Here is a 25,324-nt window from a genome sequence, read left to right as displayed (position 1 = left end):
AGGCTATCAGGCCACCCTCAGCACCACACTGCAGAGTTCCCTGGGCTCGCAGCGCCCACTCCGCAAAATGTTCCTAGATTTTCGACATTGAGGCTTATGTTCGCTTGGGTGGCGCCCCGGTCAATGGTCTTCCGGTATCCGTAGATGGTGGCGTTCTCCATCTCAGACACAGACACAGTCATGACTCGTATGCGGCTCACGAAAGCCTACCCGCGCCAACTCCCCGCGAGACCTCTTGCCGCATACCCTCCCGCGAGGGTCCACGCCAAACTCTTGCCAGCAGCGGCGCTCCCGGATCCGCACACCCGCAGCGTCATGCGACGACCCACCTCCGCATCCGGCTCTCCAGTGGTGCTACTGCGTGTCCGGCCGCTGGTGGATGGTGCCATGGCAGCGGGTGCAGACGATCAGGGTCTTCCGTCGGCTGGTCCGCATGGCATTCACCCAGTCCGGGGCGGCCGTGGTGCTGTATCGGTTGAGGTCTGCGAGTCGTTTGACGTGGTGGACGGTGATCCCGTCAGGCGAATCGCACAACTCGCAGGTCCCAGCTGTCAGGCGGGCGATGAGCTGACGTCCGCGCCGGGTCGGCCAGGCCCCGTCGATCAGACGGGTGTGCTTGCGGCGACGCAGCGGGATGCCCTTGGCCATCACGGCCTTGAGGGCCTTGCGTGAGGGGTAGGTATAGACGTAGCACCGGTCGGTGCCCCGTTTGCGGTGACGCTGGATGTGCCACCCGAGGAAGTCCAACCCGTCGTTGATATAGGTGACCAGGGTCTTCTCCTGTGAGAGACGCAGGCCCATCCTGGTGGACAGGACCTCTGCGATCTCCTCCCGCAGCGCCTCCGCGTCGGCCCTGGTGCCCGAGACCATCAGGCACCAGTCGTCGGCGAAACGGACCAACTGGTGGTTCGGCTGCCCGTGACGGCGGCGCTTTGCGCGCTCCACCTGGCTGGACGCGGGACCTCCCGGGCCCTGGGCGATGTGCTCGTCCAGGACCGACAGGGCCACGTTGCTGGGGAGGGGCGACAGGGTCTAACCCTGAGGGGTTCCGGCGCTGTTCTCCCGCAGCACGCGGTCCTCGCCGAGGATGCCCGCCTTGACCCGATCGTTGATCTATCAGGTGGTCCCGTTGCGCTGTTCAGCAGGGCTTGACGTACAGCTCAAGGGCCAAACGCAACGGTGTTGATCCTGAAGTTTCCCCGTGATCACGGGGAAACTTCAGCTGGCCCTTTCTGACCGTGTCCGCACCGCAGAACCGTCACCTGCTTCCGGAACAGGCGGGGGCACAGCCCGGTGAACGAGGATATGGCGGTCACCGCGGCGCCCTGGCGGCCGCCCGGATTCTATCGCCCTCTACGCCCCGCAGCCATGAACGCCCCAACAGCGCAGAAGGCCGCTCCCCATGCAAACATCGAAACGGCGAGACTCTCCCCGAAGCTGGCCTTTGCCAGACCGAGCGCGACCAGCACTCCAGCAACCACCATCACGAACAAGCCCGCTAGGAGTGGAGCCAAGCTAATCCGGTCCCGTGCTGGCGATGGATGCGGACGGCGTGTCCGGCTGATTGCCAACGCGATGAAGGGACCGGAGACAAGAGCGACGCCGGCCATTTGCCAGGGAGGCCCCACCCAGAGTGATGTCGCCGTGGTTCCGCAAGCCCACCCTAGGAGCCCTGTCGTCAGAGTGCACTCGGACACAGCAGCCGATCGCTCAACATGTGCCATCAGTCTGCCCACCGCGTGCCGAATCCCATGTGATTCACGACCTTGCGGCCGTATTCACCACCCTTCCAGAAGGCCCCGCTGTTGTGAATAGCCGAGGACGTCATAGTTGACACCGTGTGATACGGGGCGCTGCCTGTCCTGCCCCCCCCCATGAGCATGGCGGCCTTGCCAACACCAGCAGCCAACCCGCCACTGCCTGCTCCTATGGCCGCTTGCGTCACATATCCACTCGTGGTGTGCTTCCCACCAGAGACGCCGTAGGTTGCAATCCCCTGTGCCGCGCCGATTGCGGCAGACATGATGATGCCTCCTGCCCCTGCGCACACTCCCGCTGTTGCGGCAGTGCACACGCCAATGGCAATTATTCCAACAATTATGATTCCCGCCTGAGCCAAGCCGCGCCAATGGTCCTCGAAAAATCCTCCGATGGCGCCTGCAGCGTCGGCAGCTCCTGACACGACCTTGCCGCCGGTGCTGTCCCAGGCCTTACCGAGGCCGCTCTTGATGCTGCCCCAGATGTCGTTCTGCTTGCGCTGCTGTTCAGCCTTGCGTCGCTGCTCAGCGAGCTTGGCCTGTGCCCGGTACTCCGCTGCCTTGTTCGCCCGCTGCTTCGCGTAGTAGTCGTTGATCAGGTAGCCGGTGGTGTTCTGGCGGTACGCGGCGTAGAGGAACTGGGACTCCGGGTGCTTCTTGGGAGTCTGGCGCCAGACCCACTTGCTGCCCTTCAGGGTGTAGCCGGCGTTCATGCCGCGGTCCCGTGCCCAGGCGTCGTCGTTGTATGAAGCGCCGCCGGCCGGGCCGTCCGGGCGGAGGCCGTCGGGGTCGGACTTGGTGAGGGGGCTGTTGTGGGCGTAGCTGTAGGCGTTCATCTGCGCCGGGTCGTTGATGTCGATAACGGGGTCGACGGAGAGGAAGCGGCCGAGGGTGAGGTCGTATTCGCGGGCGCCGAGGTGCGTGAGACCGGTGGGGTCGTTGGTGCCGCCGACGAAGCCTCGGGTGCCGAAGGCTGTCGACTGGGTGGTGCGGAGCTGTCCGAAGGGGAGTTGCTTGCGGCGGGTGAGGGCGAGAGTTCCGACCGTGATGGCGGTCATCGCCGTGCCCTGGTGGTCGCTGGCCGTGGCCGTCCGCACGGGGGCGACCAGGGTGCGGGCGCCGTCCACGTGGGGCACCTTTCTGCGTGCCTTCACCTGGGGCGCGTCCGCCAACTGGAGTCGGCGGCCCGCGTGTTCACCTGCCACCTGGCCGCGCACACCGGGTTCGTGCCGCAGGGCGACGAGGTGGTGTTCGTGGACATCGACTCCAAGGTCAAGCAGGTCTACGGCCCGGCCAAGCAGGGCGCCTCCTTCGGCTACACCAAGGTCCGGGTTCTCCACTTCCAGATCGTCACCGTCAAGACCGCCACCTGCACGCCGGTTATCGTCGCCACCCGCCTGTGTAAGGGTGCGGTCGGCTCGGGCAGGGCGCCGCCTCGCTGCTGCGGGAGGGGTTGGCCACGGTGTGGGCGATGGGCATCACCGCACAGATTGTCGTCCGCGCGGACTCCGCCTACTTCTCCCGCAAGGTCGCCGCCGCTTGCCGGAAGGCCAAAGCGCGCCTCGCTCTGGCCGTCGCGGTCACCAGGACCATCCGCACAGCGATCGAGACGATCGGGGCCGACGCCTGGACGCCGATCCAGTACACCGACACGATCTGGGACGACGAGGAACAGTGCTGGATCTCCGACGCAGAGATCGCCGAGGTGCCGTTCACCAGCAAGAAGAAGCAGTTCCACACCACCGTCCGGCTCATCGTGCGCCGCGTGAAACGGCTGAACCCGAAGTCGGTGCCCGAGAGGCAGAGCGAGCTGTTCGCCGTCTGGCACCACCACTCGATCTTCACCGACAGCACGCTTCCTCACCGACGCCGAGCCGATGCACCGTGCTCACGCCGCGGTGGAACAGGTCTTCGCCGACCTGGAGGACTCCGCCCTGGCCCACCTGCCCTCGGGCAAGTTCACCGCGAACGCCGCCTGGCTCACCCCGGCCGCCGTCACCTACAACCTCCCCCGCGCCACCGGAAAGCTCGCCCCCACCTTCCACGCGCGGGCCCGCCCCGCCACCAACGCGGCCACCGCCCGCAACCGCAGGGCCTCCTGCGCCGACGGCGACAGATGCCGCGCGTCCCCCACCAGATCACTCACACCCGTGCAACGACCCAGAACCCAAACCGTTTCGGATCAATAGGCAAAACCCATTCCGGGGCCCTGTATTAAGCGCAGAGCCCCGGAAACTATACGAGAATTCTATTTTTTGAATCCTGCCAGACGCTGGCGTCTACACCCAGACCGCCCCCCCGACGCCAAGCCTGCCAGCGCCCCTCCCAGACGAGTTGCCCCCGCAGCAGCCGACCTGCCGAGATAACTTGCCCCCCGAATGGCCCCCTTACTCACGACAGTCGCAGGTCTTGATCTGGTCTTGATCCAGGCTCAGGCCAGAACGGAACCCGTCACCTCGCGGCCCGCTGCCAGTACTCACGCAGCAAGGCCAATTTCGCTTCGAATTTATGGTCATACCGATTGCTCGTGAAGGCGCCCGGAACTGCCAAGTCTCGTCCATTCGCACGCACGAGACGCAGATCCCACCACTCACTACTTCGTGCAGTATGATGCCGCTTCTCAATTTCAGTAATTTCCGCCCACGGAATCGACCTCCTCCGGAATGGGCCCTTGAAGAAGATTCCATCAGGAGTGAGCAGCGCTCGACCATACCCCCGGCCGATTATGTAGGTCATCGAGACAAGCCACGTACAGGAAATCGCGACTCCCCACCAGAGTGAGCCGGGCCCCTCGGAGAGCGTCACTGCAACGACCATCCCGGCACAAATGATGGTGAAACACCCAGATACCCTCCAGTTCTTGCGCCGCTCTGCAGCATCCAGAGCAATCCAAACTTCAGCCACGACTGACTCCTAACGCAAGCCCAGCTGCGCATTTTAACCGAGGTCATCGGCTGGGATGTGCACGCTCATTCAAACTACCTCCGGCAATAGTGGCAGCCCCGGTCAAGCTTATGGAGACCCCATCACTCATTCGAGAAAGCCCTCGAGCTGCACCTGATATCGCTGCATGCATAAGTTGCTGCTTGAAGGGCAGCTCTGGAGAATTTGCCAGCTTCGCCGCCTCCTTAGCCTTGATCCACCGATCTGATGGCTGTGGATGACTCTTCGAGAAACAAGGAAGTGCCTTGTGACCTGCGATGATGGGAGTTCTTGAGGCTTCCAGCACGCACGATCGGCAAGGCACTTCCGAGATGCAAGTTTCCCATACTCCAGCGGCGGTCTCCGCTGCGTTCGATGACCCGAATCTGGTCGCGCATGCCGGGCTGGTTCCGGTGATGCGGCTGGCCGAACGGTGCGGGCTGTCGGGCCTGGTGGCGCAGAAGGTGAAGCTGAGCGGGACGAGGAACGGCGCGGGTGCGTCGGCGGACGTCAAGGTCAGCAGCATCGTGGCCGGCATGGCGGCGGGCGCGGACAGTATCGACGACCTCCATATCCTGCGGCACGGCGCGATGCCGGCCCTGTTCCGGGGGCCCGTGCGCCGTCCACGCTGGGCACCTTCCTCCGTTCGTTCACCCACGGTCACGCACTCCAACTCCACGCTGTCCACCGCAGGTTCCTCGGTCAACTGGCCGCGCACGCCCCGCTGCTGCCCGGTGCCGGCGACAAGGCGTTCATTGATATCGACTCCACCCACAAGCGGGTCTACGGCCGGGCCAAGCAGGGTGCCGAGTACGGCCGGTTCAAGGGCATCCGCACCCTGCACCCCCTGCTCGCCACGATCTGCACCCCGCACGCGCGGCCGGTGATCGCCACAGTACGGATGCGCCGCGGCAAGGCAGCCGATTCCCGTGGGGCCCCGAAGTTCGTCAGTGAGGCGCTGTCCACCGCCGTCGAGGCGGGCTGCACCGGCACCCGGATCCTGCGAGCGGACTCGCAGTTCTACAACGCCGGGGTGATCTCGGCCTGCCGCCGGGCCGGAGCCCACTTCTCGATTACCTGCGGGTTGAACCCCTCCATCAAACGGGCCGTCCTCGGCATTCCCGACCAGGCCTGGCAGCAGATCACATACCCGACCGCGGTGCCCGATCCTGCAACCGGTGAGCTCGTCTCGGACGCCGAAGTCGCCGAGATACCCGCCTACACCGCCTTCGCCAGCCGCACGAAAGCGGAGCGGGTCACCGCGCGGCTGATCGTGCGCCGGGTCCGTGACCTGGCCAAACCCGCCATTGTGGGTGAGCAGGGCGAGTTGTTTCCCGTCTGGCGCTACCACCCGTTCTTCACCGACCAGCCTGCACAAACCCTCCAGGCCGAACGCGAACACCGCCACCACGCGGTCATCGAGCAGGTCATCGCCGACAGCAAAGCCTCCGCCCTGGCCCACCTGCCCTCCGCACACTTCCACGCCAACGCAGCATGGCTCACCCTGTGGGCGATGACCTACAACCTGCTGCGGGCCACCGGCGCACAAGCCTCCGCCTTCCACGCCAGGGCCACCACCGCCACGATCCGCACCCACCTGGTCCATGTTCCGGCCCGGATCGCCCACTCCGCCCGCCGCATCACACTGCACCTACCGCACAACTGGCCCTGGCAGCACGCCTGGACACACCTGTTCTCCACGGCCCACGGACCGGCCGGCTGATACGAACAGCCCCTGCCCACCCCGCCCGCAAGGGCCCGACCGGAACCGAACCGTGGAAATGCTGGGCAGACCAGCGGAAACAACCTGCCCTCACCCGACCACCCGACCCCAAGCCGATCAAAAGACCACTCTCAAACCACCTCGGTGGATCAAGGCTTAGCTGCCCTTCCCAGCCCAACAGCGGCGCCTGCTCCGCCGAGGCTGATCACGCCAAAGGCACAGCTACCCCATTGTTTCGACGCGCACGCATCTGCTGTAGTTGCCCCAGCCGAGGCAAACCCGGCCAGCATCGCCCCTGTGACTACCCAGGCCACCGGGCTGAACATTGCAACTACGCCTAGCCCAACCCCGATCCAGCCCAACGCTGTACTGTGATCCTGTATGAAGTTGTGGGCCGCACTAACCACCTTGCCGCCGCTGGCATCCCAGGCCTTGCCGAGGCCGCTCTTGATGCTGCCCCAGATGTCGTTCTGCTTGCGCTGCTGTTCAGCCTTGCGTCGCTGCTCAGCGAGCTTGGCCTGTGCCCGGTACTCCGCCGCTTTGTTCGCCCGCTGCTTCGCGTAGTAGTCGTTGATCAGGTAGCCGGTGGTGTTCTGGCGGTACGCGGCGTAGAGGAACTGGGATTCCGGGTCCTTCTTGGGTGTCTGGTGCCAGACCCACTTGCTGCCCTTCAGGGTGTAGCCGGCGTTCATGCCGCGGTCCCGTGCCCAGGCATCGTCGTTGTACGAAGCACCTCCCGCCGGGCCGTCGGGGCGGAGACCATCCGGGTCGGACTTGGTGAGGGGGCTGTTGTGGGCGTAGCTGTACGCGTTCATCTGCGCCGGGTCGTTGATGTCGATGACGGGGTCGACGGAGAGGAAGCGGCCGAGGGTGGGGTCGTATTCACGGGCGCCGAGGTGGGTGAGGCCGGTGGGTTCGTTGGTGCCGCCGACGAAGCCTCGGGTTCCGAACACTGTCGACTGGTTGGTGCGGAGCTGTCCGAAGGGGAGTTGCTTGCGGCGGGTGAGGGCGAGAGTTCCGACCGTGATGGCGGTCATCGCCGTGCCCTGGTGGTCGCTGATGAGGTACGAGGTGGTCGCACCCGTGCGGACGGCTACGGTTTCGCCGTTGTGCGTGTAGTAGCGGGTGCCGGTCTTGGTGCCGTTGGCGGCGACGGTGAGTTCGTTGCCCTGGGGCAGCGTGAGGGTGCTGGAGCCGTCTGCGTTCTTGGCGATGAGCCGGTTGCCGTCGGCGTCGTAGACGTAACTGCTGGTCTTGCCGGCCTCGGTGAGGGTCGCGAGGTGGCCCTCGGCGTCCCACTTCAGGTCCTGGACATTTGAGCCGGTGGTGCGCTTGGTGGTGTTGCCGTTGTTGTCGTACTCGAAGGTGGTGGTCCGGCCGTTGTCGGGGCCACCGGTGACCTTGGTCTGCTGGACCGCGTGGGGGCGCTTGGAGCCGGGAGCGGGCTGGGTGTAGTCGGTCGTGACGTCTGTGCCCGTCGGGGTGGTGGCGTGGTCGGTCTGGCTGGTGCGGTTACCGAGCTTGTCGTAGCCGTAGCTCTGCCAGTACGCGTCGGGGCCACCGACCGTGGCCGCGGTCGGGCCGGTTGTGGGGTCACAGCCGGTCTTCGCTGTCCAGGCTTCGGTGAGTCGGCCCAGCAGGTCGGTGGTGAAGCACTGGGTGTCCACGGATTTCTGGGTGTCCTGGCCGCTGGCGGTGGTGACTCCGGTGACGTTGCCGGCCGCGTCGTACGCGTAGGTGGTGTCGTCCACGCGTTGCGGCGCCAGGTCACGGTCGGTGGTCTGCTGTACCACCCGGCCCGTGTGCTCGTCGTACACCAGGGACTTGTAGGCCTTCTTGCCCAGGGTTGCGCTGTACTCCAGACGGGTCGGGCGGCCGAACACGTCGTACAGGGTGTTGCCGACCAGAGCACCGATCTGCCCGCTGGTGCGGAACGGCTGGTCGTCACCGTTGTAGTTGGTGATGACCCGCTCCGAAGGAACGTTGCCGACCGCCGGGTTGAGCGTCCAGAGCAGGGCGCCCGTCTCGTCCTTGTAACCGTACGTCCAGGTGTACGCGCCAGCAGTGCTGCCGGCCTGTGACGGGACAGTGACGGTGGTGGAGGTGGGCTGGTAGCGGTCGTTGAACGCGTCGGTTGCCGTGGTGTAGGCGGCACCGTCGACGTAGCGCGTGCTGCTGGTCAACTGCCCCTTGGCGAGGGAGTCGTAGTCCCAGGAGGCAAGCACGGAGTCACCCTGCTTGACCTTCGCCTTGCGTCCGAGCTCGTCGTACTCCGTGGTCAGAGTGGTCTCACTGGCGTCGGTAACGGTGGTCGCCCTGCCGAGCTTGTCGTATGCGGTGCGGGTGATCCCGGCGTCGGGGTCGTCGACGACCGTCTTCTGGCCGCGGCTGTCGAACGTGTAGCGCCAGGTGTTGCCGTCCGGGTCGGTGACGGTGGTGGGCTCGTCGTACTTGCCGTAGCCGTACGTGGTGCTCTGCGAGGTGGTACGTGCGGCGTCGGTGTACTGGAGCAGTTCGGTGGTCCGCCGCGGGCGTCGCTCACGGTGGTCGTGGCCGTGCCGCCCTTCGGCGGAATGACCGTGGTGCGGTCACCGCCGTACACCGTGGTGGTGCGCCACTGCTCGTCGCCGAACTTGACGGACAGCGCGTCGGTGATCCGGCCGGTCCCGTCGTAGAGGTTCTGGGTCGCGGTGGGGACGGTGTTGACGGCGGCGGTTGTCAGTTTGGCCTCGGGCAGGCCGTTGGCGTAGTAGGCGGCGTACGACTGCCAGGCCCAGCCACGGGTGTCGTACATGGTTTCCGTCATGATCCGGTTCTGGGTACCGGTGGCCGGGGCCTGCGTCTGGCGCTCGCGCAGGAGCCTGTCGTACAGGCTGTAGGTGGTGCGGTAGTCGCCGTTCTGCTTCAGCGTCTTGGTGGTGACGGCGTTGTCGGCCGTCTTGGAGATGGTGTAGCTGTATTCGGCCGACGGCTTGCCCGCGTGGTCCGCCATGGCCCAGCCGGGCTGCCATACCTTGAGCAGTCTGCCGAGTCCGTCGTACACGGCGTCGGTGCGCTTGTTGTTCGGGTCGACCTCGGCGATGGCCACTCCGCGCGCCGGCTCATAGGTCGTGGTGGTGACGTGGCCACGCGGATTGGTGACCGTGACCGACGTCGGGGCCTCGACGGTGGTCGGTACGTAGTCGGTCTTCGTCGTCTTCAGGAGTGCGTCGGTCGAGGTCTTCTCACGGCCGTGCTGGTCGTAGGTGTGGGTGGCGGTGGTGAGATAGCCGGTGCCCTTGTCGTCCTGCTCGTCCAGCCGGGTCACATCACCCTTGACCGGCGCGGCGGTCAGGCTGGTCGCGTTGTCGTAGTAGTGACGTTCGGCCGAGACCAGGTCGTCGGGAAGCTTCGGGGCCGTACCGCAAGGCTTGGCCACGGTCCTGGTTTCGGCGACCAGGTTGAGGATGTTCTTGGCCGCATTGCGGGCGTAAGTGGTGGTGGTGCACTCCTCGTCGCCGCTCTTGGCCGTGTCGCCGAGATCGGACTCGGTCAGGACCTGGCCGACATCGTCGAAGGTTCGCTCGACCCTGGTGGTGCGCCAGCCCGATCCGACGGCGGTCCTGAGCTGTTCGCTCTTTCCACCAGTGGCATACGCCTTGCGGTCGGGCAGCTTCTCCGGCCGCTTCTCGGTGGCCGTTGCGGCGGACAGCCAAGGTTCGTAACTGGTGGTGGACTCCAGTTTCCCGCCGTCACCGTTGTACACCGCCAGCTCGCGGGTCATGCCGGCGAAGGGTTCCTTGTCGGTGACCGAGACACCTTCCTGGTCCTTGACCGAGGCGCCGTCGATGCCGCGGAAGTAGCGGTATTCCTGCAGGGTGCGCTTGTCGGGTGCGGCTCCGGTGCGTACCTGTACGCGGCCGTATCCCTTGCGGTCGCTGTAGGTGAGGTGCTTGGCCTGGGTGAACTCGTCGTCCTTGGACTTGGCCCAGGCCATACCGTCCAGGTAGGAGTAATCCGTCTGCTTGGCTACGGCGCCCGTGGTGTTCGGGTTCTCCAGGATCTGTGTGACCACATAGGAGTGGAACCAGTCGAGGTAGGGCTCGTACTCCGCGCCCGGAGCGTCCGGCGGCGACCACTTCACCGGGTAGCAGCGCCGAGTGTTGGACTCCGGGGTCGGCACGCTGCCTGCTTTGCAGTCCGTCGGCGAGTAGGTGATGCCGAGGGATCCGCCGCTCTCGGTGTCTATGCCGTAGATGCGGTAGCGCCACATGGAGGGTACGGGGTCGGGCTTGCCGCCGGTGGTGGCGCCCTCGACCCGGTTGGGGAGGGTGAGGCCCTTGAAGTTCACGGCCGGCAGGGTGACGTCGCCGGTTCCGGTGTGGCCGGTGCGGGTGACGGAGGTCAGCCACAGGGCCGGGTCGCTGCCGTCGCCGGTGGGGGGGAAGGAGTGGTCCAGCTTCCAGGTGTCGGCCGGTTTGTACGTCCCACCGGTCAGGACCGATGTGGCGATCGCCGTCAGTCGCTTACGGCTCCAGAAGGACGGGGAGTAGCGGTCCTTGCACTCTGTGCCCGAAGCGCAGTAACGGTCAAAGGGTACGTCCGGCCAGTTCTTCGCATGCGCCTTGTCGAAGGTTCCGCAGTCGCTCAGGCACCGTTCGGATTGGGTGAAGTCAACCTTGGCTGCCGCCTTGGCCGAGTACATGGTGTTGGAACGCAGCCCGTACTCGATGCGTTTGAGATATCCGCCCCGGTCGTAGGGGGTGGCGGTGGAAGCGCCCGTCGTAGGGTTCACGTTCCGGCCGTAGTAGTTGGGCTCCTTGTCCCAGTAGTAGACCATCGCGTCGTCGTGCGTGTCGATGACCACATCGAGGTTCCAGCGCCATGCCTGCTGACACCAGGAGTCCTTGAAGGCCGCGGCATGACAGGGCTCGTCGGCCTGGTTACCGAAAACGGGCACGGTCCAGGCGGAGTTGGTCTCGTCCTTGCCTGCGGCCCAGCCGTCGGGCCTGTTCTGGCCGAAGAAGTAGCGAGTGCCGTCCGGGGTGGTCACCTGCCAGTACTCACCGTCGTTGTCGCCGTTGGCGAGGGCGGTGTTCTTGAGCTTTACGATCTTGGTGCCGTCGTCGCTCTCCAGGCGCCACTCACCCGAAGTCGAGTCCTTGACCAGGGTGTTGGACTGCCCGCCGAGGTTGATGACCGCGTTGTCCGTCTTCCAGCACAGGTCACCAACCTTGGCGGTCGTGTTGCTGTTGGCGGTGTCGTCGGCGCACGAGATGTACTGGCGCTCGATGTATCCCGGCTCCATCGACCAGCCGTCGCCGATGCTGTTCGCCTGGTTGTTCGTGGCGGCGGTGCGTCCGTCGACCGACTGAGAGGAGTACCCGAGCTTCAGGTCGGGGGCCGTCCCTCCAGGGACCTTGGGGACGCCGATCGGGTAGTTCCAGGAGAAGGCGCCGTTCGAGCCGCCGGCGGCCCATGAGGCGGACGGTGCGAGGGAAGTCGCGCTGAAACTCCCCGAGGGGCCCGAGTCCGCAGCGGTGGCCGCCAGCAGCACGGTGCCCTCGGCGACGGCCGGCGTCGAAGCGAGGCGGACCGGAGTGTCGCCCGGGTCGGCGATCCGGAGCGACGCAGCCGCGGCAGGCAGGGAGACCTCGGCAGTGAGGGAGCCCGCCTTGGTGTCATTGCCCGTGGGCAATGCGCTGCCAGTGGTGCAGCCCTTATTACTCGGGGCGGTGAGGGCGCAGACCGGCAGTGTGCGCAAGGTCAGGCGGGAGGCCCAGTCACCGCCGTAGGCGTGGCGGAAGCCGGAGTAGTCGAGTTCCACGTTCACGGAGCCCGAGGCGCCGGCCGTCGGACGGACGGCGAGCAGGACCCCGTCGACACCGGCCTTCTCGGTCGTCGCACGGTCGAGCACCTGGATCTGAACTCGATCCGGTCCTGCCACACGGGGGGCGGCCTTGAGGCCCTGGACCTTCTTGGCACGGTCGGTTGTGCCCCTGCTGTCGGCGCTTTCCGGACGGCCGACGCGGATGGGCAGAGCGCCTACCTTGCCGGAGCCTGCGTCGGGGACGGCCGACGTCACGGTGCCGGGTTGAGGCCAGCTGACCCGTGGTTCCTTCCAGGGGTGCTTGACCGTCTGATCCGGCTTGGAGGCGGATCGTTTCTCCACAAGCGAGGTCTGAACGGGATCCGGCTTCTTGAGATTCAGCAGACTCAGCTCCGCAGCGGCCACGACGGGACCGGCAAGCAAACCTGCGAACAGGAACACGATCAAGGACACAGCGATCAGCCGCACCCGCCGCCCTATGCGTCCAGCACGGACGCGCCCACCCCACACCATATTCCCCATATGGGACATTATGAAAAAATAGGACGAAGGGCAGCGAATGGCGCTGTTGCTTCGACGGTACTCGCGCTCACGATTGCTCTTTCCATTCCGCAACATGCGCAGACCGCCACGGCCGCACCAAGCGCAGGTCCGCCCAGCAGCGGTCCGATCTCGGAGTCGTTCGAAGCGGAAGAAAACGCGCTCACCGAAGCGGCCGACACCGGGGAGCGAGTGGAGGTCCTGTCTCAGCGCACCGAGACGTCGCAGGTCTTCGCGAACCCTTCCGGGACATTCACTCGGGACAGTTACGCAATGCCCCAGTGGACCCGGCAGGGCCACAAGCTGGTCGACATTGATACCGGTCTTGCATTCGAAACGGGTGGACGAATAAGAACGAAGGCCACCACAGTCGGGGTGAGCTTCTCGGGCGGCGGTAACGGCCCATTGGTCACGGTGGTGCGTGACGGCCGGAGCCTGTCCCTGAACTGGCCCACGGAACTGCCAAAACCCACGGTTTCCGAGGACACAGCCACCTACCCCGAAGTGCTGCCCGGGGTGGACCTGAAGCTCAAGGCCGATAATTCCGGCTTCAGTCAGCTATTGGTCGTCAAGTCCGCCGAAGCGGCCGCCAATCCGGAGCTCAAGTCGATCGGGCTGAGAATAGCCGCCGACGGGCTGGACGTCACGACCGATGGTGACGGCAACCTGACTGCCGTCAATCCCGCCGACCAGAAGGTGTTCGTCGCCCCCGCGCCACGCATGTGGGACAGCAGTACGGCCACGCCTCCGGCCACTGTTCGCGCAGACACACCGCCGGACGGGGGGCCGGCACCGAGCGGCGAGTTCGAGCCCGGTCACGGTGCCCGCGAATCGGTCATACCCATCCAAGTCACCGGCGGCCGGATGACGCTGTCACCGGATCAGTCGCTGCTCACAGGTGGGGGAACGAAGTACCCCGTCTACATCGATCCGGCCGTCACCGGAGCGCGTGAGGCTTGGACAATCGCCTACAAGAAGACACCGACCACCGGATACTTCAACGGAGCGGGCTGGGACGGGGCAACAACGCCCACCGCACGTGTGGGATACGAGAATATGACCAATGGGCTGGCCCGCTCCATGTTCCGTATGGACACCAATAATCTCTGGAACACGAAAAAGCAGGTCATCAAGTCGACGTTCAGGGCAAACAATTCCTGGTCGTGGTCATGTACCAAGAAAACGGTAGAGGTTTGGCTTACGGGTTCCATCTCGGCATCCACCAACTGGAACAGCCAGAACAGCACATCGTTCTGGAAGAGAAAACTCGACGACGTAACCGACTCCAAGGGGTACAACTCGTCCTGCCCGGGCGGAAACCTCGCCTTCGACGTGACATCCGGAGTCACAGAGGCCGCAAGCAAGAAATGGCCCAACATCACGCTCGGCCTGCAGGCGACCAATGAGGCAGACGTGTACAGCTGGAAGAAGTTCGACGCCAAGTCGGCTGTGCTGTCCACCGAGTACAACACCGTGCCCAACGCCCCGACCAGCCTGGATACCAGCCCCAGTTCGGGCGGCTGCCTGACCTCGGCCCCGTTCGTCTCCATCGGCAACACGGACGTGACGCTCAACGCCAAGGTCAGCGACCCCGACGGTGGCACAGTGAAGGCCCGGTTCGACCTCTGGGCCACAGGCCATCACCCCAACGACGACCCCAACGGGGTCCTGATCGTGAGCACCAAGGTCTCAACGACCTCAGGCAAGGTCGCGACTCTCAAGGTGCCCAAAGCCACACTTCAGAAGTATCTCGCCACCGGCAACGGCAACTTCTCCTGGAAGGCCCGGGCAGAGGACGCCACGGCGGAGTCCGCATGGACACCGGCCGCCGGTCAGCCCGGCTGCCGGTTCGTCTTCGACCCGAACCGCCCGAGTACCCCGCCGACCATCACGTCGACCGACTTCCCCGATGGCTCGGACGGCTGGCCGCAGCAGACAGGAGAAGCCCGGAAGCCTGGCTCGTTCATCATCGGCAACGGTGGCGTCAATGACGTGACGTCATACGAGTACTGGACCGACTGGGACCTCACCGTCCGCACAGTCATACCCACGGCCGACCTGGACGGGGACGGGAAGAAGGACGGCAAAGTCACCCTGACTCCTCCTGCGGCCGGTTCTCAGAGGCTGTACGTGCGCAGCCTCGACGCGGCCAAGAACCGGTCCGACGGCGCGCACTACCTGTTCTATGCCAACAGCCCTGGCGTGCCGGACAAGCCCGGAGACCTCAACGGCGACGGCAGCGCCGACCTCTACGGTGTGCGAACCAATGGCGAACTATGGCTCTACCCAGGGCAGGGAAACGGCCGAGTCGGAACAGCCACCTCAGCAGGCAACACCGACTTCAGCGGAGCCTCCATCACCCACCGCGGCGACTGGACGGGCGACGGATACGAAGACCTGATCGCGGCGCTGCCCGGGGACGGGGGCAAAACGCTGTACGTGTTCCCCAACAATGGAGTGGGTTTCGCCTGCACAAGCCGTGACGAACAAGCGGACGGGCAGTCCCGGTCCTGTCAGATCGACGCACAGGAACTCCAGGCCCTGGACGAGGCCAACAACCACTGGGCGGCAGCCGATCAGATCCTCGCCATCGGGGATGTCGACGGGCCGCTCGACACCGACGGCGACGGCACCATCGACGTACCCGGCTACCCCGATCTCCTGGTCAAGGAGGGAAACCTGCTCTGGCTCTACTTCGGCTCCGAGTCCTTCTACCTCGACCAGAGCCGGGCCCCTGTCCTGGTCGGCGACGGATCATGGTCCAACTACGACCTTGCCGCACCAGGAGACCGCACCGGGAACGGCCACGTCGACCTGATCGCACGCCACAAGACCAGCGGCGAACTACGCCTCTACCAAGGCACGGGGAACTCCGGCGAAGGACTCGGTACCGGCCCCACGTCCGTCGCCATCGGGTCCGGTTGGGCCCGCGCCAACCGTCCGCTGATCACGGCTGTCCCCGATGCCGACGGCGACGCCAAGGCTGACATCTGGGCAACCGGAGGCGACGGACAGCTCTACTTCTACCCGAACATCTCGGGCAGCGGAGTCGCCGTGGGCACTTCGGGATGGCAGAACTTCCAGGCACTGAGCTGATCTCAGAGGTCGTTAAGCCCTCTCAGGAGTACGTGGAAGAGGTGGCCCGTACCGGTTTCGTTCCGGTACGGGCCACTCACGTGAGAGGTGGATGCGGCGCGCCCGGACCGGACCGCGCGGGAACCCGTACCGTTCCGTCCGCATCGCCCGAGGCGTCCGGGTACTGCGCCGGGCTCGGCACCCGTCAGGTGGTGGGCGGGAGCGCAGGACCTCTACTCCTCCGGTGGGAAGACGACCTCCCCCGATCCGATCAGCGTGATCGTGATCGCCTCGACCGGGCATCCCTCGGCCGCGGCGAGGACCTTCTCGTTGGCGTCGGTCTCCGGGACCGCCGGATGGGACTGCCGGGCGGAATCCAGCGCGAATCCGCCCGGGGCGTGGTTCACACACATCCCGGAGCCGATGCAGACCCCGCGGTCGACCTCCACGGCCCAGCGGTCCCCCATCACGCACCGCCCTGGTAGCCGGCCGGCAGGTGGATCATCTTGTGCTCGAAGTACTCGCCGTATCCCTCGGGCCCGAACTCCCGCCCCAGACCGGAGTTCTTGTAGCCGCCGAACGGACCGAGCATGTCGAGGCTGAAGGTGTTCACGCTGTACGTGCCCGTCCTGACCCGGCGGGCGATGTCGATGCCGCGTTCGGTGTCGGCGCTCCAGACGCTGCCGCTGAGCCCGTAGTCGGAGTCGTTGGCGATCCGTACGGCCTCGGCCTCGTCGCCGTACGGCAGGAGGCAGATGACGGGGCCGAAGATCTCCTCGCGGGCGATGCGCATGGAGTTGTCGACGTCACCGAAGAGGGTCGGCTCTACGTACCAGCCCCGTTCCTGGGACGCCGGACGACCGCCACCGGTAAGGATCTTGGCACCCTCGTCCTGGCCGATCCGGATGTAGTCGAGCGAGCGCCGCTGCTGGCGCTGCGCGACGAGGGGACCGAGTTCGGTGGCGGGGTCGAGCGGGTCGCCGACCTTCAACCCACCCGCCGCCGCGGCGAACGCCTCGGCCATCTCGTCATAGCGCGAGCGCGGAACGAGGATGCGGGTCTGGGCCACGCACGCCTGGCCGTTGATCATCCAGGCGAAGGGAACGATGCCCGCGACGGCCGCGTCCAGATCCGCGTCCGGGAGAATCACGGCGGCGGACTTCCCACCCAGCTCCAGCGTGACCCGCGTGAGGTTGCGGGAGGCGACCTCCATCACCCGGCGCCCCGCGGCCACGGACCCGGTGAACGACACCTTGTCGACGCCCGGATGCCCGACCAGGTACTCGCTGACCTCACGGTCGGCCGGAAGGATCGAGAGCACTCCCTCCGGCAGCCCGGCCTCGGCGGCGATCTCGGCCAGGATGTAGGCGTCCAGCGGCGATTCGGGCGAGACCTTGAGCACGGCGGAGCAGCCGGCCAGCAGCGCGGGCGCGAGCTTGGCGGCGGCGGTGAACTGCGGAACGTTCCACGGCACCACGGCCGCGACCACCCCGACCGGCTCCCGGCGCACCAGCAGCGGCCCGAGCACCCCGTCCCGCCGCTCCTCGTACGGGAAGGTGCGGGCGACGGTGATCGCCGCGTCCCACACCATCATCGCGGCGAGCGCCTGGACCATGATGCTGGACGTGTACGGGGTGCCGTTCTCCGAGCTGATGACCCGGGCGATCTCCTCGTACCGCACGGCGAACGCGTCCTTGATCCGGGTGATCACCTCGATCCGCTCATCGAGGGACGCCCGCGGCCAGGGCCCCTCGTCGAAGGCCCGCCGGGCGGCGGCGACGGCCCGGTCCACATCCCCCTCGCAGGCGTGCGGCACCCGGCCGATGACCTGTTCGGTGTGCGGGGAGATGACCTCGATGACATCCCGGCCCAGTGGATCGACCAACTCCCCGCCGATGAACAGTTTTCCGTGTTCGACAAGCTCGGTCATGGCTGCTGCCTCCCGCGGCCCGGCGCGTCAGACCGACCGGCACATGGGGGGGGCGGCGTCGCGGGGCTGTCCACGCACACCTGCGGCGTTGTCGTCAGTCAACAACGCTCCGCGTTGCCTCCCTCCTCCGCCTTGCAGCTGCACGCACCCAGCCCCGCTCCTTCTCCCACCCCCATGTGCCGGTCGGTCTTACCCGACTCATTGTCTGACTCTGTGTCAGAACTGATACCAGTTCCAGTTCCAGGAGTCCACGGCTGCGACAGCACCCGCCCGGATCACCGGCGGACCGGCCCGCGTCACCTCCGGCGCACAGCACGTACCGCGCCTGACAGATGGTCGACCGGGGCTACTACTGAAACAAGTTCTCGTTACAGTGGGCGCTACGCACCACAGCTGCACGTCGCCGAGAGAGATGGGGACCCATGACACAGGTGACCGACCACGGCGGGGGCGTGCACAGCATCAAGGTCCCCATCCCTGACAATCCGCTCGGCCACACTCTTGTGCATGTTCTCGACACCGATCGCGGGCCGGTCCTGATCGATACGGGCTGGGACGATCCGGAGGCGTGGGACACGCTCACCGACGGGCTCGCCGCCGTCGGTGTGGATATCGGCGACATCCACGGTGTGGTCATCACCCACCATCACCCGGACCACCACGGCCTCTCCGGGCAGGTGCGCGAGGCGTCCGGCGCCTGGATCGCCATGCACGCGGCGGACACCGCGATCGTGCGCCGCACCCGGCAGTCGGAACCAGGCACCTGGCTGAAGTACCTCGTGGCGAAGCTCACCGCGGTCGGTGCGCCCGAGGAGCATCTCGCGCCGTTGCGGGCCGCCGCGGCCGACGGGGGCCGGATGCGTACCCTGCCCGGGTTGCGGGCCGCGATGCCGGACCGGGAGATCGTGCCCGGTGAACTCCTGGACCTGGCAGGGCGCAAGGTGCGGGCGATCTGGACCCCCGGTCACACCCCCGGTCACGTCTGCCTCCACCTGGAGGAGCACCACCCCGCCGACCTGCCCGGCCGGGGGCGCCTCTTCTCCGGAGATCATCTGCTGCCGGGCATCAGCCCGCACATCGGGCTGTACGAGGACCCGGACGACGCGACGGTGACCGACCCTCTCGGGGACTACCTCGACTCCCTGGAGCGCATCGGCAGGCTCGGGGTCGCCGAAGTGCTGCCCGCCCATCAGTACGCGTTCGCGGATGCCGCGGGGCGTGTGCGGGAACTCCTGGACCATCACGAGGAGCGGCTGACCGGGCTGCTCGGACTGCTGGCCACCCCGCTGACACCGTGGCAGCTGGCCGAGCGGATGGAGTGGAACCGGCCCTGGGAGCAGATTCCGCCTGGATCACGGAACATCGCCGTCTCGGAGGCCGAGGCGCATCTGCGTCGGCTGGTGAAGCTGGGTCGCGCGGAGGCGGTGGCGGGGAGCGAGCCCGTGACGTACGTCGCAGTGTGAAGGCGGCCCACGCTCCAGCGGGCCGGAGGGCGGGCGGTGGCGCTCCTCCCGGCCCGGAACCGCTCCGACCGCGCCCGGTACAGTGGGCGAGTCGTCATCATGCCCGTTCAGGGGGAAGCCGGTGCAAATCCGGCACTGACCACGCAGCCGTGAACCGTCGTAGGAGACGGTGAGTCGGAATGCCCTGTCCGCGGTCGTGACCGGCTCGCACCACCGGAACCCCGGTGGTCGGCACCGTCGAGGTATACGGAGCCGGAGCCTGGTGCGTGAGCGTGCCTGTGCCCGGTTCCCCCGCAGGAGAGGCCCCGCCCGCCATGACCGTACGCCGCAGCGCAGCAACGCTCGCCGCCACCGCCACCGTGCTCTGTGCGGCCGCTGCCCCGGTCGCGGTCGCAGCGCCGTCCCCGTCGCCCTCGCCGTCCGCCGCACTGCCTGCCGGGCTGTACGGGACGAAGGACCCCACGTACGACGGTGTCTGGCGGCAGTCGCTGGCCTTCCTCGCTCAGCGGGTCGAGGGCGTCACGCCCGCCACGAAGTCGGTGGACTGGCTGATCGCCCAGCAGTGCGGCAACGGCGCCTACGCCGCGTACCGGCCCGACGTCTCCCAGCCGTGCACCGAGAAGACCATGCTGGACACCAATGCCACCGCGGCCGCCGTCCAGGCGCTCGTCGAGGTGGGCGGGCACCGGGACACCGTGAACAACTCGGTGCGCTGGCTGAAGTCCGTACAGAACGAGGACGGCGGCTGGGGCTACACCGCGGGCGGGGCCAGTGACGCCAACTCCACCTCGCTGGTGATCGGCGCCCTTGCCCGGCAGGGCCAGCGGATCGCGGACATCACGACCCCGGGCGGCAAGACCCCCTACGACGCACTGCTGGGGCTCGCGATCCCGTGCGACAGCAAGGACGGCGGCGCCTTCGCCTACCAGCCCGACAAGGCCGGGAAGCTCGCCGCCAACGCTGACGCCACCGCGGCCGCCGTGCTCGGCACGATGGGCAAGGCCCTGGCCGTCGGGAACAACGCCGCGGTCAAGGCGCCCAGCTGCCACCCGGGGTCCGGTCTCACGCCCGAGCAGGCCGCGCAGAACGGCGCCCACTTCCTCGCAGACGCCCTCGCGACCAGCGGTCATCTCAACCTGGCGCCGATGCCCGGCGCCACCGACTCCACCCCGCAGCCCGACTTCGGCAATACCGCGGACGCGGTCGTCGCACTGTCGGCCGCGGGCCACCAGGACAAGGCGGCCAAGGCCGTGGCCTGGCTGAAGAAGAACTCCGGGGCCTGGGCCGAGCAGAACGGTCCCGCCGCCTACGCGCAGCTCGCCCTCGCCGCGCACGCGACCGGCGCCGACGCCCGCGACTTCGGCGGCGTCGACCTGGTCGACAAGCTGAACGCGACCGGTCCCGCCCCCGCGGCCATCACGACGCCCGACCCGTCCGCCGACACCGGGTACGTGGCCACGGAGAAGGACCAGGTCCACAGCGGGGACGACGTGATCGGCGGCGTGTGGTGGTACGTCGGCATCGGCCTCGTCGTCGGTGCGGGCGCCGGCTTCCTGATCAGCGGCCGCCGGAAGAACCAGCAGCTGTGAGGCGGGTGGGAAGGGCCGCCGCTCTCCTGGCGGTCCTGGGCGCCGTCCTGGCCGTGCTCGGCGCGGGGACGGCTCAGGCGGCCGGGTACCGGTACTGGTCGTTCTGGGAGGGCTCCGGCACCGGCTGGACGTACGCCACCCAGGGCCCGTCCCTGGTCCGGCCGGACGACGGCGCGGTGCAGGGCTTCCGGTTCTCCGTGAGCGAGGACTCCCAGGACTCGGCGAAGCCGCGCCGTTCCCCCGGTTTCGCGAAGATCTGCGCGGACACCCCGGCCGAGGACGGCACCAAGCGGGTCGCGCTGGTCATCGACCCGGGCACGGCGGCGGACGCCCCGACCGGCCAGACTCCGCCCTCGCTGCGCACCGCGTGCGCACGGGTCGCCCCGGACGCGAGCACCGCGGAGGCGCTCGCCTCGGTGGCCAAACCGCTGCGCTACAACAGCGACGCGCTGCTCTGTGCCATATCCGACTATCCGGGCTCGGGCTGCGGTGAACAGGTCTCGGGCAACGGTCACGAGGCGCCTGCCGCGTCCGCATCCGCGTCCCCGGCCGATTCCGCCGCCGGCTCGGGGGACTCCGGTGGCTCCGGTGGCGGACCGTCCGCCGGGGTGCTGGTCGGGGTCGGCGCCGTTGTTCTCCTCGGCATAGCCGCAGTCGTGCAGGCCCGCCGCCGCCGCGGATGACCGCCTCGACCACCGGCCCGGTCCGGCTGCGCCGCCCGCTGCGCGCCCCCGGGGCGACCCGGAGCAACGCCCTGCCCGCCGGGGCCTGGTGGCTGTGGGCGCTCGGCCTCGCCACCGCCGCGTCCCGGACCACCAATCCGCTGCTGCTCGGCCTGTTGGTGGGGGTGGCGGGCTATGTGGTCGCGGCGCGCCGTACGGATGCGCCATGGGCCCGTTCGTACGGGGCGTTCATCAGGATCGGGCTGTTCGTCGTCGGTGTGCGGCTGGTCTTCTCCGTCTTTCTCGGTTCGCCGATCCCCGGTACGCATCCCGTGTTCACACTCCCCGAGGTGCCGCTGCCCGACTGGGCGAAGGGCGTCAGGATCGGTGGCCGGGTCACCGCCGAGCAGCTGGTCTTCGCGCTGTACGACGGGGCGAAACTGGCCACCCTGCTGATCTGCGTCGGTGCGGCGAACTCGCTCGCCAACCCGGCCCGGCTGCTGAAGTCGCTGCCGGGTGCGCTGTACGAGGCGGGGGTCGCCGTCGTCGTCGCGATGACGTTCGCGCCGAACATGGTCGCCGATGTCGCGCGGCTGCGCACCGCACGCCGACTGCGTGGCCGTCCGACCGGCGGCATCAAGGCGGTCCTCCAGATCGGACTGCCGGTCCTGGAGGGCGCGTTGGAGCGGTCGGTCGCGGTGGCGGCCTCGATGGACGCGCGCGGATACGGGCGCACCGCCCAGGTCCCGCCCGCCGTCCGGCACACCACGAACGTCCTCACGCTCGGCGGGCTGCTCGGGGTGTGCGCGGGTACGTACGGTCTGCTGGCCGCGCAGGGTGCGGTGTACGGCCTGCCGCTGCTGATCGCCGGGCTCGTCGCCGCGATGGCCGGGCTGCGGCTCGGCGGGGCCCGCTCGGTCCGTACCCGCTACCGGCCCGACCGGTGGGGTGTGCGGGCCTGGCTGGTGGCGGGTTCGGGGGTCGCGGTGGCCGTGGCGATGATCTGGGCGGGCGGTGTCGACGGGGAGGCGCTGCGCCCCGGGGTCGTACCGCTGGTCGCACCGGTGCTTCCGCTGTGGCCCGCGGCCGCGGTGCTGATCGGGCTGCTGCCCGCGGTGGTGGCGCCCGTGCCGCCCCCGGTGGGCGCCCCGAACTCCAAGGAGAGCCAGTGATCCGGTTCGAGCACGTCTCGGTGCAGTACGAGGGGACGGAGCGCCCCACCCTCTGCGGGGTCGATCTGACCATTCCCGAGGGCGAGTTGGTGCTGCTCGTCGGTCCGTCCGGGGTCGGCAAGTCGACGCTGCTGGGCGCCGTGTCCGGTCTCGTACCGCACTTCACCGGCGGCACACTGAGCGGCCGGGTCACCGTCGGCGGGCGCGACACCCGTACCCACAAACCACGCGAACTGGCCGATCTGGTCGGCACGGTGGGCCAGGACCCGCTCTCCCACTTCGTCACCGACACGGTCGAGGACGAGCTGGCGTACGGGATGGAGTCGCTGGGCCTCGCCCCCGATGTGATGCGGCGGCGGGTCGAGGAGACCCTCGATCTACTGGGCCTGGCCGGGCTGCGCGACCGGCCGATCGCCACACTCTCCGGCGGGCAGCAGCAGCGGGTCGCGATCGGCTCGGTCCTCACCCCGCACCCGAAGGTCCTGGTCCTCGACGAGCCGACGTCCGCGCTGGACCCGGCGGCGGCCGAGGAGGTCCTCGCCGTGCTGCAACGGCTGGTGCACGACCTGGGTACGACGGTCCTGATGGCGGAGCACCGGCTGGAGCGGGTGGTGCAGTACGCGGATCAGGTCGTCCTGCTGCCGTCGCCGGGCGCCGCACCGGTCATGGGCTCGCCCGCGGACATCATGGCCGTCTCCCCGGTCCACCCGCCGGTCGTCGCGCTGGGCCGGCTGGCGGGGTGGGAGCCGCTGCCGCTCTCGGTCCGCGATGCCCGGCGCCGGGCGGCGGGCCTGCGCGAGCGGCTGGCGCAGGCACAGCAGCCCGCCCCGTCGCCCGCGCCGGCCGGCGCAGCCGTGGCCCCGCTGCCCACCGCCCCCGCGCGGCGCGGCGCCCTCGCCCGGCTGCTGGGCCGCGGCGCACCGACCACCACCGCCGCTTCCGGGCCCGTCGCCGATGCCACGGCCCGGGTCGAGCGTCTCGGTGTACGGCGTGGGCGCGTCGAGTCGCTGCGCCGGGTGACGCTCACCGTCGCCGCCGGCGAGACCGTCGCCCTGATGGGCCGTAACGGTGCGGGCAAGTCCACCCTGCTGGCCGCGCTCGTCGGCATGGTCGAGCCCACCACGGGCACAGTCCTCGTCGGTGGCCGGACCCCGCACCGTACGCCGCCGCGCGAGATGGTGCGCCGGGTCGGCCTCGTACCGCAGGAACCACGCGATCTGCTGTACGCGGACACGGTCGCCGCCGAGTGCGCCGCGGCCGACGCCGACGCGGGCGCCACAGCGGGCAGCTGTCGGGCCCTGGTCTCCGAGCTGCTGCCCGGTGTGCCGGACGACACACACCCCCGCGATCTCTCCGAGGGGCAGCGCCTCGCGCTCGCCCTGGCCGTCGTGCTCACCGCGAGGCCCCCGCTGCTGCTCCTGGACGAGCCGACCCGCGGGCTGGACTACGCGGCGAAGGCCCGACTGGTAGGGGTCCTGCGTGGCCTCGCGGCCGAAGGGCATGCGATCGTCCTGGCCACGCACGATGTGGAACTCGCCGCCGAGCTGGCGCACCGGGTGGTGATACTCGCCGACGGGGAGACCGTCGCGGACGGGGAGACCCGGCAGGTGGTGGTCTCCTCCCCGGCGTTCGCCCCGCAGACCGCGAAGATCCTCGCCCCGCAGGAGTGGCTGACCGTGACGCAGGTGCGCGGCGCGCTGGGAGCCACGTCATGAGCGGGCGCGGCACACGGCCGGTACGTCTCGGGCCGCGTGCGATCGCCGCGCTCGTCCTCATCAGTGCGATCGGTGTGGTCGCGTTCGGCTGGCCGCTGCTGGCCGGTGCGGACTCCGGTCTGGCGCACTCCCAGGACGCGCCGTGGCTGTTCGCCGCGCTGCTGCCACTGCTGGTCGGCGTGGTCGTCGCGATGATCGCGGACTCCGGTCTCGACGCGAAGGCGGTGGCGATGCTCGGGGTGCTGGCCGCGGTCGGCGCCGCGCTGCGTCCGCTGGGCGCGGGCACGGCGGGGCTGGAACCGATGTTCTTCCTGATGGTGCTGAGCGGCCGGGTGCTCGGGCCCGGCTTCGGCTTCGTGCTCGGCTCGGTGACGATGTTCGCGTCCGCGCTGCTCACCGGTGGGGTGGGGCCGTGGATGCCGTTCCAGATGCTGTCGATGGGCTGGTTCGCGATGGGCGCGGGCCTGCTGCCGGGCCCGGACCGGCTGCGCGGGCGGGCCGAGCTCGTGATGCTCGCGGTGTACGGGTTCGTGGCGTCGTTCGCGTACGGCACGGTGATGAACCTGTACGGCTGGACGATCGTGCCCGGACTCGGTTCGGGGATCTCCTTCCAGCCGGGTGACCCGCTGCCGGAGAACCTGGTCCGCTTCCTCGCGTACTGCACGGCCACGTCGCTCGGCTGGGACCTGGGCCGGGCCGTGCTCACCCTGGTGCTGACCCTCACCATCGGCGCGACGCTGCTGAAGGCGCTGCGCCGGGCCACCCGCCGCGCCGCCTTCGAGGCCCAGGTCACATTCGACGCCCCCGGCAAGTGAGGCCTCCCACAGGGCCTTGGCCCTCCACGACCCGGGGTAGTAGCCGCACCCACTCGGTGCGAACCACCCCATATACCCCCTGAGCTGCTACAACACCTTTGAGGCAATTCAGCCGGTTTGAGACCTCCGTCTCCGGGTGCGAAGCGGGCTCG

Annotated in this window: 16 protein-coding genes, 1 pseudogene and 1 riboswitch; of the genes and pseudogenes, 9 read left to right on the top strand and 8 right to left on the bottom strand. The window is 68.1% G+C overall.

Annotated features, from left to right (window positions below; genetic code table 11):
* Positions 1-354: 354 nt before the first annotated feature.
* From OG609_RS28745 to OG609_RS28735, 3 genes are all read right to left on the bottom strand, one after another.
* Complete coding sequence (locus OG609_RS28745; RefSeq protein ID WP_327275478.1) at positions 355-1,008, bottom strand: HNH endonuclease; 654 nt, start codon at positions 1,006-1,008, stop codon at positions 355-357.
* Between the two features lie 715 nt (positions 1,009-1,723).
* Positions 1,724-2,884, bottom strand: a complete 1,161-nt coding sequence (locus OG609_RS28740; RefSeq protein WP_327275477.1) for an RHS repeat-associated core domain-containing protein — start codon at positions 2,882-2,884, stop codon at positions 1,724-1,726.
* A gap of 385 nt (positions 2,885-3,269) precedes the next feature.
* Complete coding sequence (locus OG609_RS28735) at positions 3,270-3,611, bottom strand: hypothetical protein (RefSeq protein ID WP_327275476.1); 342 nt, start codon at positions 3,609-3,611, stop codon at positions 3,270-3,272.
* A gap of 23 nt (positions 3,612-3,634) precedes the next feature.
* Between OG609_RS28735 and OG609_RS28730 the strand changes: the two genes are divergently transcribed.
* The gene (locus OG609_RS28730) at positions 3,635-3,946 is read left to right on the top strand and encodes a hypothetical protein (RefSeq protein ID WP_327275475.1); all 312 of its coding nucleotides are present in this window, start codon (positions 3,635-3,637) and stop codon (positions 3,944-3,946) included.
* A 262-nt stretch (positions 3,947-4,208) separates the two neighbouring features.
* Here OG609_RS28730 and OG609_RS46315 read toward each other — a convergent pair whose 3' ends face one another.
* Entirely contained in the window at positions 4,209-4,493 is a 285-nt protein-coding gene (locus OG609_RS46315; RefSeq protein WP_442818084.1) for a PH domain-containing protein, read from the bottom strand.
* A 518-nt stretch (positions 4,494-5,011) separates the two neighbouring features.
* Here OG609_RS46315 and OG609_RS28725 point away from each other — a divergent pair.
* Positions 5,012-6,402, top strand: a pseudogene (locus OG609_RS28725) (IS1380 family transposase).
* A 149-nt stretch (positions 6,403-6,551) separates the two neighbouring features.
* On the opposite strand, the gene OG609_RS28720 reads toward OG609_RS28725, so the two are convergent.
* Together OG609_RS28720 and OG609_RS46310 are read right to left on the bottom strand one after the other, a co-directional pair.
* Positions 6,552-8,627, bottom strand: a complete 2,076-nt coding sequence (locus OG609_RS28720) for an RHS repeat-associated core domain-containing protein (RefSeq protein ID WP_327275474.1) — start codon at positions 8,625-8,627, stop codon at positions 6,552-6,554.
* Between the two features lie 53 nt (positions 8,628-8,680).
* Positions 8,681-12,466: a hypothetical protein gene (locus tag OG609_RS46310; protein WP_442818015.1), complete on the bottom strand. Its 3,786-nt coding sequence runs from the start codon at positions 12,464-12,466 to the stop codon at positions 8,681-8,683.
* A 42-nt stretch (positions 12,467-12,508) separates the two neighbouring features.
* On the opposite strand from OG609_RS46310, the gene OG609_RS28710 reads away from it, so the two are divergent.
* Positions 12,509-15,847 carry an FG-GAP repeat domain-containing protein gene (locus OG609_RS28710; protein ID WP_327275473.1) on the top strand — a complete coding sequence of 1,113 codons (3,339 nt, stop codon included), beginning with the start codon at positions 12,509-12,511 and terminating at the stop codon, positions 15,845-15,847.
* Between the two features lie 212 nt (positions 15,848-16,059).
* On the opposite strand, the gene OG609_RS28705 is transcribed toward OG609_RS28710, so the two are convergent.
* Together OG609_RS28705 and OG609_RS28700 are read right to left on the bottom strand one after the other, a co-directional pair.
* Positions 16,060-16,293, bottom strand: coding sequence for a ferredoxin (locus tag OG609_RS28705; protein WP_327275472.1), 234 nt, complete (start codon positions 16,291-16,293; stop codon positions 16,060-16,062).
* Positions 16,293-17,756: an aldehyde dehydrogenase gene (locus OG609_RS28700; RefSeq protein WP_327275471.1), complete on the bottom strand. Its 1,464-nt coding sequence runs from the start codon at positions 17,754-17,756 to the stop codon at positions 16,293-16,295. Before OG609_RS28700 ends, OG609_RS28705 begins: the two co-directional genes overlap by 1 nt.
* Before the next feature lie 422 nt (positions 17,757-18,178).
* On the opposite strand from OG609_RS28700, the gene OG609_RS28695 reads away from it, so the two are divergent.
* The 6 genes from OG609_RS28695 to OG609_RS28670 all read left to right on the top strand — a co-directional run bounded on the left by OG609_RS28695 (position 18,179) and on the right by OG609_RS28670 (position 25,172).
* Positions 18,179-19,219, top strand: a complete 1,041-nt coding sequence (locus OG609_RS28695) for an MBL fold metallo-hydrolase (RefSeq protein ID WP_327275470.1) — start codon at positions 18,179-18,181, stop codon at positions 19,217-19,219.
* Positions 19,220-19,283: 64 nt separating this feature from the next.
* A riboswitch (cobalamin riboswitch) is annotated at positions 19,284-19,421 on the top strand.
* A 112-nt stretch (positions 19,422-19,533) separates the two neighbouring features.
* The gene (locus OG609_RS28690) at positions 19,534-20,808 is read left to right on the top strand and encodes a prenyltransferase/squalene oxidase repeat-containing protein (RefSeq protein ID WP_327275469.1); all 1,275 of its coding nucleotides are present in this window, start codon (positions 19,534-19,536) and stop codon (positions 20,806-20,808) included.
* Positions 20,805-21,491, top strand: a complete 687-nt coding sequence (locus tag OG609_RS28685; RefSeq protein ID WP_327275468.1) for an SCO2322 family protein — start codon at positions 20,805-20,807, stop codon at positions 21,489-21,491. Before OG609_RS28690 ends, OG609_RS28685 begins: the two co-directional genes overlap by 4 nt.
* Positions 21,488-22,642 (top strand): energy-coupling factor transporter transmembrane protein EcfT, encoded by a 1,155-nt coding sequence (locus tag OG609_RS28680; RefSeq protein ID WP_327275467.1) that lies wholly within the window; start codon positions 21,488-21,490, stop codon positions 22,640-22,642. Before OG609_RS28685 ends, OG609_RS28680 begins: the two co-directional genes overlap by 4 nt.
* Positions 22,639-24,357 carry an ABC transporter ATP-binding protein gene (locus tag OG609_RS28675; RefSeq protein WP_327275466.1) on the top strand — a complete coding sequence of 573 codons (1,719 nt, stop codon included), beginning with the start codon at positions 22,639-22,641 and terminating at the stop codon, positions 24,355-24,357. The genes OG609_RS28680 and OG609_RS28675 overlap by 4 nt, the downstream gene beginning before the upstream one ends.
* Positions 24,354-25,172: an ECF transporter S component gene (locus OG609_RS28670; RefSeq protein WP_327275465.1), complete on the top strand. Its 819-nt coding sequence runs from the start codon at positions 24,354-24,356 to the stop codon at positions 25,170-25,172. Before OG609_RS28675 ends, OG609_RS28670 begins: the two co-directional genes overlap by 4 nt.
* Positions 25,173-25,324 lie beyond the last annotated feature (152 nt).

It is taken from the genome of Streptomyces sp. NBC_01224 (genome assembly GCF_036002945.1).
Taxonomy (GTDB): Bacteria; Actinomycetota; Actinomycetes; order Streptomycetales; family Streptomycetaceae; genus Streptomyces.
This window is presented reverse-complemented; position numbering and strand designations above follow the sequence as displayed.

Bases quoted from the DNA above. Each gene is read 5' to 3' on its own strand.
- OG609_RS28730 (WP_327275475.1), top strand. From the start codon at position 3,635: ATGCACCGTGCTCACGCCGCGGTGGAACAGGTCTTCGCCGACCTGGAG.
- OG609_RS46315 (WP_442818084.1), bottom strand. From the start codon at position 4,493: ATGACCTACATAATCGGCCGGGGGTATGGTCGAGCGCTGCTCACTCCT.
- OG609_RS28705 (WP_327275472.1), bottom strand. From the start codon at position 16,293: ATGGGGGACCGCTGGGCCGTGGAGGTCGACCGCGGGGTCTGCATCGGC.
- OG609_RS28700 (WP_327275471.1), bottom strand. From the start codon at position 17,756: ATGACCGAGCTTGTCGAACACGGAAAACTGTTCATCGGCGGGGAGTTG.
- OG609_RS28695 (WP_327275470.1), top strand. From the start codon at position 18,179: ATGACACAGGTGACCGACCACGGCGGGGGCGTGCACAGCATCAAGGTC.
- OG609_RS28690 (WP_327275469.1), top strand. From the start codon at position 19,534: ATGACCGTACGCCGCAGCGCAGCAACGCTCGCCGCCACCGCCACCGTG.
- OG609_RS28680 (WP_327275467.1), top strand. From the start codon at position 21,488: ATGACCGCCTCGACCACCGGCCCGGTCCGGCTGCGCCGCCCGCTGCGC.
- OG609_RS28670 (WP_327275465.1), top strand. From the start codon at position 24,354: ATGAGCGGGCGCGGCACACGGCCGGTACGTCTCGGGCCGCGTGCGATC.